12 protein-coding genes are annotated in these 16201 nt (G+C 36.1%); 8 read left to right on the top strand and 4 right to left on the bottom strand.

Annotated elements, in window-relative coordinates; genetic code table 11:
• Positions 1 to 1899 (top strand): tRNA uridine-5-carboxymethylaminomethyl(34) synthesis enzyme MnmG, encoded by a 1899-nt coding sequence (gene mnmG, locus AAA915_RS08135; RefSeq protein ID WP_338201359.1) that lies wholly within the window; start codon positions 1 to 3, stop codon positions 1897 to 1899.
• A gap of 275 nt (positions 1900 to 2174) precedes the next feature.
• Entirely contained in the window at positions 2175 to 3989 is a 1815-nt protein-coding gene (spxB, locus tag AAA915_RS08130) for a pyruvate oxidase (protein ID WP_046325750.1), read from the top strand.
• 45 nt (positions 3990 to 4034) lie between these two features.
• On the opposite strand, the gene AAA915_RS08125 is transcribed toward spxB, so the two are convergent.
• Positions 4035 to 4715, bottom strand: coding sequence for a GntR family transcriptional regulator (locus tag AAA915_RS08125; protein WP_338201356.1), 681 nt, complete (start codon positions 4713 to 4715; stop codon positions 4035 to 4037).
• 116 nt (positions 4716 to 4831) lie between these two features.
• On the opposite strand from AAA915_RS08125, the gene AAA915_RS08120 reads away from it, so the two are divergent.
• The 6 genes from AAA915_RS08120 to AAA915_RS08095 all read left to right on the top strand — a co-directional run bounded on the left by AAA915_RS08120 (position 4832) and on the right by AAA915_RS08095 (position 13319).
• Positions 4832 to 6142, top strand: a complete 1311-nt coding sequence (locus tag AAA915_RS08120; RefSeq protein ID WP_110446849.1) for a PTS sugar transporter subunit IIC — start codon at positions 4832 to 4834, stop codon at positions 6140 to 6142.
• A gap of 49 nt (positions 6143 to 6191) precedes the next feature.
• Positions 6192 to 7637 carry a glycoside hydrolase family 1 protein gene (locus AAA915_RS08115; RefSeq protein ID WP_338201474.1) on the top strand — a complete coding sequence of 482 codons (1446 nt, stop codon included), beginning with the start codon at positions 6192 to 6194 and terminating at the stop codon, positions 7635 to 7637.
• On the top strand, positions 7634 to 8701 hold the full coding sequence (locus tag AAA915_RS08110; RefSeq protein ID WP_338201354.1) for a mannonate dehydratase: 1068 nt from the start codon (positions 7634 to 7636) through the stop codon (positions 8699 to 8701). The genes AAA915_RS08115 and AAA915_RS08110 overlap by 4 nt, the downstream gene beginning before the upstream one ends.
• 3 nt (positions 8702 to 8704) lie before the next feature.
• Positions 8705 to 10159, top strand: a complete 1455-nt coding sequence (locus AAA915_RS08105; protein ID WP_338201352.1) for a gluconokinase — start codon at positions 8705 to 8707, stop codon at positions 10157 to 10159.
• A gap of 126 nt (positions 10160 to 10285) precedes the next feature.
• Positions 10286 to 11671 (top strand): NADP-dependent phosphogluconate dehydrogenase, encoded by a 1386-nt coding sequence (gndA, locus tag AAA915_RS08100; RefSeq protein WP_338201350.1) that lies wholly within the window; start codon positions 10286 to 10288, stop codon positions 11669 to 11671.
• A gap of 91 nt (positions 11672 to 11762) precedes the next feature.
• Positions 11763 to 13319, top strand: a complete 1557-nt coding sequence (locus AAA915_RS08095; RefSeq protein ID WP_338201348.1) for a ClC family H(+)/Cl(-) exchange transporter — start codon at positions 11763 to 11765, stop codon at positions 13317 to 13319.
• Positions 13320 to 13671: 352 nt separating this feature from the next.
• Here AAA915_RS08095 and AAA915_RS08090 read toward each other — a convergent pair whose 3' ends face one another.
• The 3 genes from AAA915_RS08090 to AAA915_RS08080 all read right to left on the bottom strand — a co-directional run.
• Entirely contained in the window at positions 13672 to 14364 is a 693-nt protein-coding gene (locus AAA915_RS08090; RefSeq protein ID WP_338201346.1) for a GntR family transcriptional regulator, read from the bottom strand.
• Positions 14365 to 14377: 13 nt separating this feature from the next.
• Positions 14378 to 15700 carry a PTS sugar transporter subunit IIC gene (locus AAA915_RS08085; protein ID WP_294603961.1) on the bottom strand — a complete coding sequence of 441 codons (1323 nt, stop codon included), beginning with the start codon at positions 15698 to 15700 and terminating at the stop codon, positions 14378 to 14380.
• 370 nt (positions 15701 to 16070) lie between these two features.
• On the bottom strand, positions 16071 to 16201 hold a 131-nt coding region (locus AAA915_RS08080; RefSeq protein ID WP_338201472.1), incomplete at its 5' end, for an IS3 family transposase.

The following is a 16201-nucleotide window of genomic DNA, read 5'->3' as shown; positions in this document are numbered from 1 at the left end:
ATGATTAAAAATTATGACTCAAATGATTATGATGTCATTGTTGTTGGTGCAGGTCACGCGGGCAGTGAAGCAGCCTTGGCGAGTGCCAGAATGGGTCAAAAAACGTTACTTTTGACGATTAGCCTTGATATGGTAGCTTTTATGCCGTGTAATCCTTCAGTGGGAGGCCCAGCTAAAGGAACAGTGGTGCGTGAGATTGATGCCTTGGGCGGTCAAATGGGTAAAAATATTGACGCTACCTATATTCAAATGCGGATGCTAAATACAGGTAAAGGGCCAGCTGTACGGGCACTGCGTGCACAAGCCGATAAGTGGCAGTATCACGAACAGATGAAAAAAGTGATTGAGGATACCCCTAATTTGACTTTGAGACAGGCGACAGTTGATGAATTAATTGTTGAAGATGGGGTTTGCAGAGGGTTAATTACCAATACAGGAGCTAGGTATCATGCTAAAAGCGTTGTACTCACAACAGGAACATCAGCTCGCGGACGTATTTTTATTGGCGAATTGAATTACTCATCCGGTCCCAATAACACTATACCGGCAATTAAGCTTTCAGAAAATTTAGAAAAACTGGGATTCAAATTACGCCGTTTTAAAACGGGAACACCGCCACGCGTTAACAGTAATACCATTGACTATTCTAAAACTGAGGAAGAACCTGGCGATAAAATTCCGCGTCATTTTTCCTATGAAACTAAAGATGAAGATTATCTCAAGAATCAGGTTTCATGCTGGATGACATATACAAATAAAACCACGCATAAAATAATTAACCAAAATCTAAACCGTTCACCTATGTTTTCAGGAGAAATCAAGGGTGTAGGACCGCGCTATTGTCCGTCAATTGAAACTAAGGTAGTTCGTTTTGCGGATAAGCCGCGTCATCAGATTTTCTTGGAGCCGGAGGGTAAAAATACTAAAGAAGTTTATGTTGGCGATTTTTCAACCTCAATGCCTGAAGAAATTCAGTTAAAAATGCTGCACTCGGTAGCTGGACTTGAAAATGCGGAATTGATGCGGCCCGGATACGCTATTGAGTATGATGTGATTGATCCCTGGCAGTTAAAGCATACTTTAGAAACCAAAAATATTAAAAACTTGTTTACTGCGGGGCAGATGAACGGAACTTCCGGCTATGAAGAAGCAGCAGGACAGGGACTGATTGCTGGCATTAATGCAGCTTTGCGGGCTGCTGGTCAGCCGGGATTTACTTTAGGCCGCGATGAAGCCTATATCGGCGTTTTAATTGACGATCTAGTTACTAAAGGAACAGAAGAACCATACCGTTTATTGACCTCACGAGCAGAATATCGTTTGATTTTACGTCATGATAATGCTGATTTACGTTTGACGGATTATGGGTTTAAACTTGGTTTAATTTCTGAAGAACGTTACTCTAAGTTCTTAGCAAAGAAAGAACAAATTGCTCAAGCTGCTCAAGCTGTTAAAAAGATCACGGTTCATCCTACTGAAGAAGTTCAGGAGTATCTTGCAAGTATTGGAGAAGAAAAGCTAAAGGCTGGCGTGAAGGCCGATGTTTTCCTAAGAAGACCTAAGGTTAAGGTGACTGATATAGAGCGTTTGACAGGGATGCATATTTCAAATGAGCGCTACGTCAGAGAGCAGATTGAAATTAACGTTAAGTATGCCGGTTATATCAAAAAGGAACAGCAACAAATTGATAAACTGCACCGGCAGGAGGCAAAGAAAATCCCTGTGGACATTGATTACAGTGCAATAGATGGCTTAGCAACAGAAGCACGAGAGAAATTTGCCAAAATCAGACCTGAAACAATAGCACAAGCTGAACGTATTTCAGGAGTTAATCCAGCAGATATGGCCATTTTAAGCGTTTACGTGCAAAATGGTCGTTATCAGAAAATTCAACATTAAATTTAGTAAAAATTTAAACTTTATAAAAAATATTTTCTGAGGATTAAATACACCAAAAAATGCACAAATTTGGTCGTTATGATCAGATAATCACAAATGGAATTATTGCTGTTATCTGAATGTTATCAATATAGCGCTTAACTTTGTGAAGATAATATTTTTACAAAGCGCTTACATGTTGTGCTAATAACTAATTTTGCTTACTTGAAATTGTGAAATTATATGTTTTAATACAATATGTAAGTAAACATGTATTTAAGGAGATGCACTTTAAAATGGCAAAAATTAATGGCGCAAATGCCATGCTCCAAGTTTTGTTGGACTGGCATATTGATCATATTTATGGTTTTCCGGGTGGCTCATTTGACTCAACAATGAACGCTATCCACGACTTTAAGGGTAAGTTAAAGTATATTGAAGTTCGGCACGAGGAGGCTGGTGCTTTAGCAGCTTCAGCTGAATATAAATTTACTGGCAAGATCGGTGTATGCTTCGGTTCTGCTGGCCCTGGTGCTGTTCACTTGATGAACGGCTTGTACGATGCAAAATACGACAAAGTTCCTATGGTAGCTATTGTAGCTAACGTTCCAACTGGTCGTCAGGATATGGACTTCTTCCAAGCTTTTGACGAGAAGCCTTGGTTTGATCCGGTTGCTGTTTGGAACCACCAAATTAAGCGTGCAGAGCAAATCCCTTCAATGATGGATGAAGCAATTCGCCAAGCTTATGCTAAGAAGGGTCCAGCTGTCTTAATTCTTCCTAAGGATTTTGGCTGGGACAAGATTGATGACAATTACCGTGTAAATTACAATGCAATGAAAGCTGTTCCAAACTATGCAGCTCCTAAGAAAGATGAAGTTGAAGCAGCTGTTAAGCTTCTTGAAGAAGCAAAGAACCCGGTTGTTTACTTTGGTCTAGGTATGAAGGGTCATGGCGATGTCTTAGAAAAATTCGCTGAAAAATTCAAGACCCCATTGATGTCCTCAGTTATGGCTAAAGGTGTTGTTGAAGATAAGTGCCCAGCTTACATGGGTTCAATTGGTCGTGTTGCACCTAAGCCAAGTGATGATATCCAAACTTATGCTGATGCAGTTATCTGGGTTGGTAATGACTCACCATTCTCATTATTCTTCTTTGATCCTAAGGCTAAAGTTGTCCAAATTGATGTTGACTCAGAAAAATTAGGCAAGCGTCACGCTGTTGATGTTCCAATTTTGGCTGATGGTGCTAAGACTTTACAAGCTATGATTGACGCAGGTCAAGCTCGTGAAGAATCACCAATTTACAAGGCTGCTATTGCTGACCGTCAAAACTGGGAAGAATGGGAACACAGCTTTGATGATTCAGACGAAATGCCAATTCGTCGTGAACCAATCTTTGACATTATCAATAAATATGCTGATGATGATGCACAATTTGCTATTGATGTTGGTAACATTAACATTGACTTCCAACGTTTAGTAAACTTGCATGATGACCAAACTTGGGCAACTTCAGGCTTGTACGCAACTATGGGCTTTGGTTCACCAGCTGCACTTGCAGCAGCAACTGCTCACCCAGAGCGTGAAGTTTGGAACTTAAGTGGTGACGGTGGCTTTGCCATGATGAACCAAGAGTTGTTGACTCAAGCTCGTTACAATATGCACATTATGAACGTTGTCTTCACTAATGATACTTTAGGTTACATTGAAGCTGAACAAGTTGATGAATCACACCAACCATTATCAGGTGTTATTCTGCCAAACAACGACTGGGCTAAAGTTGCTGAAGGTATGAATGTAAAAGGTGTAACTGTACGTACTAAGAAAGAATTCGAAGACGCAGTTAAAGAATTCAAGGAAATGGATGGACCAATGTTAGTTGACATTAAGTTCACTCATGATATGCCTTACTCAACTGAATTGAATACTCTTGATGACCCAGAATTTGTTAAGAAGTATCAAGCTGAAGGCTTGAAACCATTTAGTTACTTTGCTGACAAGTATGGCTTAGTAGAAGATGCTGCTTCAGGTGCTTCAGAAGCTGAAGAAGAACCTGAGCCAGAGCCAGAACCAGAACCTGACACAACTTCAGGTGCTTCAGCTCACTAATTAAGTGTAAAACCTAAAAAAAGAACGTCCAATAGGGCGTTCTTTTTATTTGATCAAATTTGTAAAATAATCAGGATAAGCACTAATAAGCTCATTTTCTTCTTTAAACATCATACTAAGATGTTTTTCAATTTCATGAGTACCTAAAGGAATATCTTTATTAATAACTGTATTAAAAATTGATTCATGTTGCTCAATTATAGTAGACCATTGTAGATCCTCAACTGATAAACGTAAATATCTGAATCTTTCTAGTTGAACATTTAGAGTTTGCATCCAATTCCAAATGTCTTCTTTATCAACGGCAGTATAAAAAGATTTATGAAATTCATTATCAAAATGAAAAAAATTTCTTTTATCTTGCTGATTTTCTTTTACTTTAGCGAAATCCAATATTTTAGCTAGTTTATTTTTAAGATCGTCATCGTCTTTATTAATTGCCATAGCGACTATTTTCTTTTCAATAAGTTTTCTAACAAACATTGCATCTTCAGCTTGTTTCAGATCTATTTTAGAGATATAAGTTCCACTCTGAGGTATAACTTTAACTAAATTTTGATCTTTAAACTTGATAATTGCTTCACGAATGGGAGTCCTACCAATACCTAAAGTATCAATAATCTTATTTAAAGTTATTTTTTCTCCCGGCTTTAATTCCAATGTGACAATCATTTCTTTTAATTTATCATATGCGATTGTTTGCATGTTTCTAATATCTGGCAACATATTTTTCTCCTTAAAGCATATATATTAGTATACAACTTCTGTTGACTTTTACGAAAGCTGCATACTATAATGAAAACGTAATCAAATATACTAATATATCAGTTGGAGGGAGTAAAATGAAAAAAGGACAAAAATTTGTCTCAGCAATGAATAAATTTGCTGCTGTCATAAATGGCAACAAATATATATCATCCATAAAAGATGCATTCTATTCATTGATTCCGATTATTATTACTGGCGCGTTTGCAACTTTATTTTCCAGTATGGTCTTTGATGATAAACAAGGCTTGGCTCAAATAAATGGACTGCACTGGCTGGTTAATTTGCAACCCATTGCGAATGGTATTAATTATGCCACATTAAGTTTTTTTACCATTTATGCTGTATTCATTATCGGTATTGAAATGGGTAAGAAAAACAATTTAAAGGGCTATTTCCCGGGGATCATTGCTTTAATGAGCTATGTTTCAGTTAATCCTAGTGTTTATAATTTTATTACGGCTAAGAAACAGACGATTCAGGTAACAGATGTTTTTGCGAAACAGTATACTGATACAAAAGGATTGTTTTTAGGAATGTTAATTGCAATCCTTTCTGTACAACTTTATGCTTGGTTAAGTAAGCAAAAAGCACTGCAATTGAAAATGCCGGATAGTGTACCATCTAATGTTTCCAGAAGCTTTTCTGCTTTATTCCCGACAATGATTACAGTAGCTATAATTTCTGCTGTTGGAGTAATAATTACCCTAATCACACATATGTCTTTGTTTGATATTATTTACAGTTTGGTACAAAAGCCATTGCAAAATGTGGTTCAGGGACTGCCAGGGATCCTACTGTTAATGTTAGTGGCACAATTATTCTGGATAATAGGTATTCATGGTAATCAAATGATTAAACCGATTCGTGAACCGCTATTAATTGCCGCGATTGCAGCTAATACAGAAGCACATGCGGCTGGCAAACCATTGCCTAATATTATTACTATGCCATTTTGGGATATGTATATGAGCATGGGTGGCTCAGGTGTCACAATTGGTTTATTGATAGCCATATTTTTAGTCACAAAGAAAAGGGCTGATATTAAAGCTATTGCGAAATTGTCATTAGCACCTGGTATTTTTAATATTAATGAACCAGTTATCTTTGGCTTGCCGATTGTACTAAATCCTATCCTTGCTATTCCATTTATTGTTACTCCATTAGTAACTGGTACAATTGGCTATTTCGCAACGGCAACGGGCTTTGCTGCTAGAGCATATGTTTATACTCCATGGCCAACACCGCCATTAATTAGCGGGTTTTTGGCAACTGGTGGTAATTGGGGCGCAGTGATTACCCAAGCTGTATGTATTGTTGTTGCAGTTTTAATTTACTTACCATTTGTTAAAATTTCTGAAACCCAAAAACCTTCAGTAGAAAATTAATTTGTTGAAAGGTTGAATAATTATTCAGCCTTTTTTGTATTAAAGGAGTATAAAAATGAAAATACCTGAAAATTTTAATTTAGGTGCAGCCTCATCTGCTTGGCAAACAGAAGGATGGAGTGGAAAAAAAGATGGCCAGGACTCATACCTTGATGATTGGTTTAAAAACGAATACTTCGTTTGGCATGATGGCAAAGGACCGGATGTAGCAACTGATTTTATGAATCGTTATCAAGAAGACATAGATTTAATGAAAAAAATCGGCTTAAATTCATACAGAACTTCGGTTAATTGGTCAAGGTTCTTTACAGATTATGACAATCTTACTGTTGATGAAGAATATGCTAAACATATTGACGATGTAATAAATGCTTTGATAAAAGCTAACGTTAGGCCGATGATAGCTATTGAGCACTATGATGTACCCCAATATTTACAGAATAAGTACGGTGGCTGGAATTCACGAAAAGTCGTAGATCTATATGTAAAATATGCCAAAATTTTGTTTGAACGATATGGTGATCGAGTAAAAGACTGGTTTACTTTCAACGAGCCGATAGTACCCCAAACCAGGATTTATTTAGATGCTGTGAGATACCCACATATAGTTGATCCTCAGCAATGGATGCAGTGGAATTATCATAAGGTGCTTGCTACGGCGAAAACAGTAGCAATTTATCATCAAATGAACCAAGGTGGCAAGATCGGTGTTATTCATAATTGGGAATTTGCATACCCAAGATCAAAAACATATGATCCAGATGTTTTAGCAGCACACAGGTTTGATTTGCTTAATAACAGAATTTTTGTAGATCCATTAGTTAAGGGTAGTTATTCTCAAGAATTAATAGCACTTTTAAAAGAAAATAATATTATGTTTAGATATCATTCAGAGGATCAGCAACTCATTAAAAATAATACTATTGACTATATTGGTTTAAATCTGTATAAACCAGCCAGGGTCAAGCAGCGCGAATACGAGTGGAATAATAATTCACCATTTAGTATTAAAAAATATTACAGTGATTTCGATCTACCGGGTAGAAAATATAACGCTTCTCGGGGATGGGAAATCTATCCTCCGATGATGTACGATCTTGCAATGGTCATGAAAATTGATTACCACAATTTTCCTTGGTTTATTAGTGAAAATGGAATGGGAATAGAAAATGAGCAAAAATATAAGAACTCTGATGGAATAATTCAAGATGACTATAGAATTAATTACATCCGGGAAAATCTTTATTGGCTAATAAAAGCGGTTAATGATGGCGCAAACTGTCAAGGATATATGTTGTGGGCATTTACAGATAATGTATCTCCTATGAATGCGTTTAAAAACAGGTATGGTTTAGTAGAAATTGACCTAGAAAATAATCTAAAAAGAAGAATGAAAAAGTCGGGATATTGGTATGCAGATCTTATCTCAAAGAGGACATTACCTGATGATAGCGCATATTCGTATAAATCAACCTTTGAGGAGAATAAACAATGAAATTAAGCTTTAGATGGTTTGGTACAAACGCTGATTCAGTAAGCCTAAAGCAAATACGACAAATTCCAGGAGTTCACCAAGTGGTTGCCACGCTTTATGATATTCCTGTTGGAGAAACTTGGCCTCTATCAAAAATTTTAAATTTAAAAAAAGAAATAACTGCTGCGGGATTAAAAATGGACGTGATCGAGTCAGTTAATGTACATGAAGACATAAAACTGGGATTACCTTCAAGAGCAAAATATATCAAAAACTATCAAGAAACAATTCGTAATCTGGCAAAAGCTGATGTTAAAGTTATTTGCTACAACTTTATGCCAATATTTGACTGGACAAGGACTTCTTTAGATTATAAACTGCCAGATGGATCGACTGCTTTAGCTTTTCAAAGAGAATTAGTTCAAGAAAATCCACAGGAACTGATTAAAAAAGTGGAGTCCAATAATAACGGCTTTGTGATGCCAGGATGGGAACCAGAAAGGCTGGCAAAAATAAAAGAATTGTTTTCTGCATATGCTGGCAAAACAAGTGCTGACTTGGCAGATAATCTGAAATATTTTTTGCAGCAAATTATTCCAGTGTGTGAAGAAGTAGGAATAAAAATGGCAATTCATCCAGATGATCCAGCCCAGGATATTTTTGGTTTACCTAGAATTTGTAAAAGCGAAAATGATTTGGAACGAATTGTTTCAATGGTCGATAGTCCGGCGAATGCTTTAACTATTTGTTGTGGCAGCTTGGCCTCTAATCCTCAAAATAACGTACCACATATTTTAGAAAAATTTGTTAGAAAAAATAGAGTAGCCTTTGTTCATGCTCGCAATATTAAATTTACTTCTAAGTACGATTTTCATGAAACATCTCATTTATCAGAAGATGGTGACTTAGATATGTATGAGTTGATGAAAATATTAGTTGATAATAATTTTACCGGCTATATCAGGCCGGATCATGGTCGAGCAATCTGGGATGAAAAAGCTATGCCAGGTTACGGCTTATTTGACCGAGCATTAGCTGAAGAATATTTATACGGATTAATAGAAGGGATCAAGAAGAGTAAGTAACAAATGTCCATTGTAATAGGTGTAGATATTGGGACAACAAGTACAAAAACCATTGCTTTTGATGAACTGGGTCATATAATTTATCAAACTAGCTACGATTATCCGTTAATTACCGAAGAAACAGGTCAGGCGGAGGAAAGACCTCAAGATATTTTAAGAGCGGTTAAGCTGGGCTTAACAGAGGTACAAAGTAAAATTGCTATTTTTGAACTTAAAGGTATAGGCTTTTCCTCTGCTATGCATACTTTAATCTTAATTGATAAAAATAATCATCCTCTGACTAATGTCTATACTTGGGCAGATAATAGGGCAACGGATACATTTAAAAAAGATATTATCAAAGACGACTTGTTTGATCTGACAAAAAATACCGGTGCACCATTACATCCCATGCTCCCTTTAGGTAAATTGTTATGGCTTAAAGAAAAGAATAAAAAGGTATGGGAGAAGACTGATTTTATTGTTGATATTAAAAGCTATATTTTGTATCAGTTTTCTCAGCACTACTATGTTGACTTTGCAACTGCGAATGCTTCAGGGCTGTTTAATGCCTATACCAAAAATTGGGATGATAATATCCTGCAATATTTGAATATAAAAAAGGAACAGCTCCCTCAGTTAGTAGACACAACTTTTCAAGTGCCAAATTTTGAAAGTAGCATCAAAGTACCCCTTGTAATTGGCGGTTCTGATGGGACTCTGGCAAATTTAAGCAATCCGCAAATTGATGAACGATTTTATACCGTCAGCTGTGGGACTTCTGCGGCCGTCAGAACTAATATTGATAGATTGAAACTATGTCAAAATCGTAAATTATTTACATATTATCAGTACCATAATAATTGGGTGGTTGGTGCACCCACTAATAATGCTGGTGATGTGTGGCAGTGGCTAAAAGATAAGATTTTCAATTTAGCTACTTTTGAGGAACTAAATGATTTAGCCGAAAAAAGCCCTGTGGGTGCTAAAGGACTATTCTTTGTGCCTTATATTTTTGGTGAACGTGCACCAATTTGGAATCCTGATGCTTCTGGTGGCTTTATGGGATTAACTGCAATTAATACAAATAAAGATCTAGCCAGAGCAGTATTGGAAGGGGAACTTTATAATATAAATTTGATCATAAAGGAACTCAATCAATTTAATGAACAAAAGCCTGATGCCTTGGTATTAGTAGGAGGGATGGCTAAAAACCAATTCTTTGATCAGTTATTGGCAGACATAACGGGTTACAAAGTTTATGTGCCTGAATCAGTTGAAGCATCCGCTTTAGGAGCTGCCATTTTGGCGATGATAAGCTTAAAAATAATTGCTTCACCACTAGTGATTCAACAAGAATTGAAAATAGCAAAAGTTTTTCACGTTAATTCCCATAATCATGGCATTTATGTGGCCTTAGAAAAGAAGTGGAACAAAGTAAGGCAATTGATGACAGAAGAATGGTTAGCGGTTGAATGACCATTAAATTTACAGTTTTTGGTAAAAGATGATATTAGGTCTAGTCAATGAAGCAAGTTGTGCGCAAACACGCTAAAACAGGTATACTAGTAATTAAGAAAAAAATTAAATGATGGAGGACTATAAATGCAACAGTTCGGTGTTATAGGCTTATCAGTAATGGGTAAGAACCTTGCTTTGAATGTGAGAAATAACGGCTTTTCCGTTTCCGGTTTTTCAATTGATAAGCCGGAAGTAGATGCTTTTGCTAAATATGAAGATGATAAATTAAAGCCAACATATTCTTGGGAAGAATTTGTTAATTCTTTAGAGAAGCCACGAAAGATTTTAATTCAAATTGCGGCTGGTAAACCGGTAGATGAAACTTTACAAAGACTACTGCCACTACTAGATAAAGGCGATATTTTGCTTGATGGTGGTAATTCGAACTTTCATGACACTAATCGGCGCTATCATGAAATGGAACAACACGGTATTCACTTTATTGGTATGGGTGTTTCTGGTGGAGAAGAGGGTGCTTTAAAAGGTCCCGCATTGATGCCAGGCGGTGATGAAGATGCCTATAAAAAGGTTGCACCAATATTAGAAGCAATTGCAGCTAAGAATTCCGAAGGCCATCCATGTGTCAGCTTTATTGGACCTGAAGGCAGTGGTCACTATGTCAAGATGGTCCACAATGGTATCGAATACGGCATTATGCAGGAATTTTCCGAAGTTTACGATATTTTGCGTAAGGTTGCGGGTAAAACAAATGATGAGATGTCAGCCATTTTTGCGCACTGGAATGAAGGATTGGTTCAAGCCTATTTAAGTGAAATTACTGCTGAAGTGCTAAAGCAAAAGGATAATTTAACTCCCGACCATGTCATTGATCATATTTTAAACGTTGCTTCTTATAAAGGTACTGGTAACTGGATGCTTGAAGATGGTGTACATCTGGGTGCTCCAATCAGCGTTATTGCAGAAGCTGTAATTAGCCGTTTTATGTCTAAAGCGACTACGCGCGAGGGTAAAGAAATAAAATGGAGTGGTGATGTACCAGCAGATTTGATTGATAATCTTGGTCAAGCTTTACAACTAAGCCAAGCTGTAGCTTATGCTCAAGGATTTCAACAACTGAAAATGGCTGCGGATGCCTATAACTGGGACTTGCGCTATCCAGCAATTGCTCAATCGTGGGAAGCAGGTTGTATCATTCGCTCATCAATGTTAAAAGACATTGAAAAGGCATTTTCTGAAGGTAAGAAACTTGATAACATGTTCCAAGATCCATATTTCAAGGACTTAATGAATAAGAATATCGCTGCTTTGCGTGCAGTAATTGAACTCGCCACTAGAGCAGGTATTCCTACTCCGACATTGAGCGCATCACTGAATTACTTGGAATCAATTTTTAATCCAAGTCTGCCGGCAAACTTAATTCAAGGACAACGTGATTACTTTGGGGCTCATACTTACTTTAGAAATGACCGTGAAGGCGTTTATCACACTGAGTGGTATGAAGAAAAATAAGTTGTTACACGTGTAACACTAAAAACCAGTTAAAGTTAAAACTTAACTGGTTTTTTAGTAGTGCTAATTATATTGAAAAAATAGAGGTATTATGAGGGATAAAAAAGTACAAATAAAGCTGTTGTTGGAAGCAATGCTAGTGGGTCTTGCAAGTGGGATAGTAGTAGGCTTTTTTCGCTTTGGTATTCAAAAAATGACAGAATTGTGGCTTAGACTGTTTCACGTGGCACATCAAAATGCATTCTGGTTTATTCCAATCATTTTGGGACTCATTTTAGTAGGCTTAATTGCTGGTTATTTTGTTAAGCAATATCCTCACGTTGGCGGCTCTGGTATACCGGAAGTAAAACTACAGCTGGAAGGAAATTTAACTCTACAGTGGTGGCCCACATTATGGCGCAAAGTTATTGGTGGCATTTTAGTTATCAGTACAGGCTTATTTTTAGGGCCTGAGGGGCCTTCTTTGCAGATCGGTTCAACTATCGGTCAAGGTGTTGGAGAAGGTACTAAAGAGTCAAAAACGAATGCTAGAGTACTACTAGCTACTGGAGCGGCTAGCGGTTTAGCTGCAGCCTTTGGTGCGCCATTAAGTGGTGCATTATTTGTGCTTGAAGAAGTATTTCATAACTTTTCGCCACGGGTGTGGCTAAATGCACTTGCAGGTGCGCTAGTGTCAGATTTTGTGGTTTCAAATATATTTGGTCAAAAGCCATCACTATCTCTTGTTTATCGTCATACTTTTCCCGTTAGGCTGTACGGTTATCTACTCATCCTGGGCTTAATTTTGGGTTTACTAGGTCATTTTTATAAAACTGGCTTATTTAAAGTGAAAAAATTATATGCGAAAATTACTTTTTTACCAAGTTGGTTATACGGACTAATACCTCTTACTTTATTAATACCAATTGCTTATTTTTACCCCTTAATTACTGGTCCGGGCAACCGCTTAATTTTAGCGTTACCGCAAATTATTAAACAAAGTAGTTGGAAAATAGTAGGCTTACTCTTATTTTTCTTTGTTGTTAGAATTGTGTTTTCTATTATCTCTTACGATTCAGGACTACCAAGTGGTATTTTCTTACCGATATTGACAATGGGTGCAGTAATTGGTGCCAGCTACGGTCTTATTTTGGTGCAATTACATTTATTGCCAGCAAAATTGGTAATCAATTTGGTTATTTTCGCAATGGCTGGCTATTTCGCCGCCGTAATTAGGGCTCCTTTTACTGCCATCATACTTATTACGGAAATGGTTGGGTCTTTGCTTCATTTAATGCCGCTGGCTGTGGTAGCTTTTGTTGCACTGCTGGTTGATGAACTGCTCAATGGTGATCCCATTTACGGTACGCTTGCTCGCGCAATGTCTGTAAAAAATAAAAAACATTCATCTGTAGTTTCCGGCAAAACTGACCAGCTAACTGTGCCTATTTATGAAGACAGCCAGCTTGCAGGAAAGGAAATCATGCAGATCAAGTGGCCTAAGCATACTTTAGTTAAAGCAATATATCGTGATGGTAAGTATGTAGTTCCTAACGGTCAATCGATAATTAAAGCTGGTGATTCTCTTGTTTTAACTCTTGATGCAGGCCGTCGCGGTCAGGTATTTAGTCAAATCAAGCAAATGCAAAGAGTCCGATATGATGGCTAGTATATTGTTTTAACTGTATTCTATAATATTTATAATTTAAAAAAGCTAATAAATCAGAGCCTATTCTGACCTATTAGCTTTTTATATTATGTTTTTGTTTAACTTGTTTTTTTAAAATTTAGGAGCAGTTTCGAATGACCAAATTAGGTAAATGAAGAAAAAATGGTAAATTCATCCCGTTTTTGTATTGTACCTATTAATGAGTTAAAATTCTGCATTTTTCCATATCTTGGCTGAATTGACTTGTTATCTGCTATCTCATGGTCGTTGACAATATCTGGAGGTTATAAATAGGATTTAACCAGATAACAACAACTTCCAGCTTTTTTAAATATGGTAACTATCTTTAAGATTACAAATAGAATTTTGAATTTTGATAATTAAAAATATTTTGTGAGTAGTCAAATATAGTGCCACTAGTAGAATAAAAGATTTCGTCAACAATTAGGCCAAAACTATTAGTTTCTAGGTCGAGTTCAGAAGTTTCTTGATCTGTTAGTTTGCGAATGTAAAAGTATTTATCAGAAAAACCAACATGAATTTTATACGCTTGTGCTAAAAAGTTAAAAATTGATCCCTCAATAATAGACTGATTCAAAAAAGGTACGAGTTGTGAATTGTAATAAGAAGTTTCAATACACAAGATTTTTTTATGTAACATTTTTTTCCTGTGTACCTTGTATACTTTAGTATTAGTTGTGCATTTTAATTTCTGAGCTAAGTCTAAGTTTGGTGTGATTAGCTCTAAAGAAGCGTTAGCATTTTCTACTTGCTCGTTCATGAGTTCATTAGTCCAGCCATGATTAGTTTTGCTGAAATTAATATAATCATCTTTTGGTAGCTTTCTTACATATATTCCGCTACCTTGAATTTGATAAATTAATCCTTCGCTTTCTAATTCTGACAATGCTTTTAACAGTGTTGTTTTACTTGCTTTAAATTGGATACCTAACTCATTTAAACTTGGTAGTTTGTCGCCTTGTTTTAAATGATTGTTTTTTATTATCTTAACAAGACTTTTAGCAATTTGTTCATACTTTAGCATAATTTTCCTTGACTTATTTTCCTACTTTGGCTTTTTCTTGGGCAATTAAGATTTTGTCATAATTTTTGGCAAATGGATAGTATATAAAGAAACTCATTACTAACATTAAAAGTTGCCATAGTGCAGTTTTCCATCCGCCAACTATTAATCCAGAAAGCACTGCTGGAGTTGTCCAAGGCACATAAACTCCATTAAATGGTGGGATGATACCTAAAGCAATTGCAGCATAAGTTGCACTACCTGAAAGAAAAGGTGTTAAGACAAACGGCACTAACATTAATGGATTTAAAACGATTGGAAGACCAAAAAGAATTGGTTCGTTAATATTAAAAATAGCAGGTACTATTTCCAACTTACCTAAAGTTTTCATTTGAACTGATTTAGCATTTAAACACATAAATACAACTAATCCAATTGTCATTCCGGCTCCAGTAACGGTTAAGCATTGATCCATAAAAGATTGCGTTATAATGTGTGCACCATTAGCTAAAGTAAGCTTTCCTGCTTTATACAATGCTGAATTATCAGCATTATTAGACATTAAAAGTGGGGTCATAATGCCACCAACAATAGTTGAGCCATGAACACCAAAGAACCATAAGAAAACCGGTAAAATAGAAATAATTAACATTCCACCAATGCCATCAGTTGCATGTTGTAGTGGAATTTGGATTACTTTATAAATCCACTCTGCCAATGTGGTATGAAAACCAAGACTAAAGATTCCGCAAACAATTGCAGCAATAGTAATAATTGCGGCAGCTGGCACTAAAGCAGTAAAAGAAGCAGCAACGTTAGCTGGAACCTGTTCTGGCATTTTAATAACTAACTGATGTTTCATAAACCATGAATAAAGCCAACCAACAAATAAGCCAACTATTAGGGCTATTACCATTCCCTTGCCACCTAACCAATTTTTATCTATTAAGTTAGTTGCTTGCCAAGAAGTTGATGTCCTACTAGGATTTGCAATATTAGTGACGGTTTTTATTGTATCAGGCTGCAATATAATATCGACAGTAACAGCCAAGAGTCCTGCTGGTGCAGCATCAAAGCCAGCATCCTTAACCCAGCAGTATGCAATTCCGAAAACAGCAAAAAGTGCCATAATTCCAAATGAGGCATTACTTGCTTGCATTAAAACAGGACCGATACCAATTTTGTTTAAATAATCTTGAACAGATTGTATAGGGAACTGTCCTAAAATTAAAAAAATAGCACCAACAATTATAAATGGAATAGGATAGATCATTCCATCTTTAATTGCTTTAATTGGGCGAGTATTAACAAATTTCATTATTTTAGGCAAGACTTTGTCGTTCATGAAACTTTTCATTGTAATTACACCTTTCTTAAATTATGTAAGCACTTTATAATATTGTGCATGTACAGTTTAACACTGCACTTACAATTTTGGAAGGGCTTTTATAAATAAGAGAATAAAAAGTAATTTTGATAAAGAATAATGTGAGTTTTAGTTTTATAAAAATCGATAATCTTTATTTTTTAAAAAAAAAATATTACCAAAGCTAAAATAGCAATGAAGTAAACACAAAAAGTACGATTGTTTGTGCAGTACTTTTTCTAATTAAAAACAATGTGATTGATAAAAAGGCCAAAAGTAAGAGGCTAAATGTAAAAAGTCACAAAAATACCCCAAATTTGTCCTAAATTGAAGTGCAACTAAAAAGTTAGACATTTTAATATTATGCAAGACTCAATGCACGATTTCGATATTTGATCGGGGTCGTGTATTTTAGTTTGTTTGATCTTCTAATATGATTGAACCAGTAAACGTAATCATGCAGTACTTCCCGCATTTCTGCTAGTGAACTGA

The sequence above is a fragment of the Lactobacillus rizhaonensis genome (assembly GCF_036246345.1).
In the GTDB taxonomy this organism is placed as follows: Bacteria; Bacillota; Bacilli; order Lactobacillales; family Lactobacillaceae; genus Lactobacillus; species Lactobacillus rizhaonensis.
Note: the sequence above shows the minus strand (reverse complement) of the source record. Positions and strands in the feature narration are given on the sequence as shown.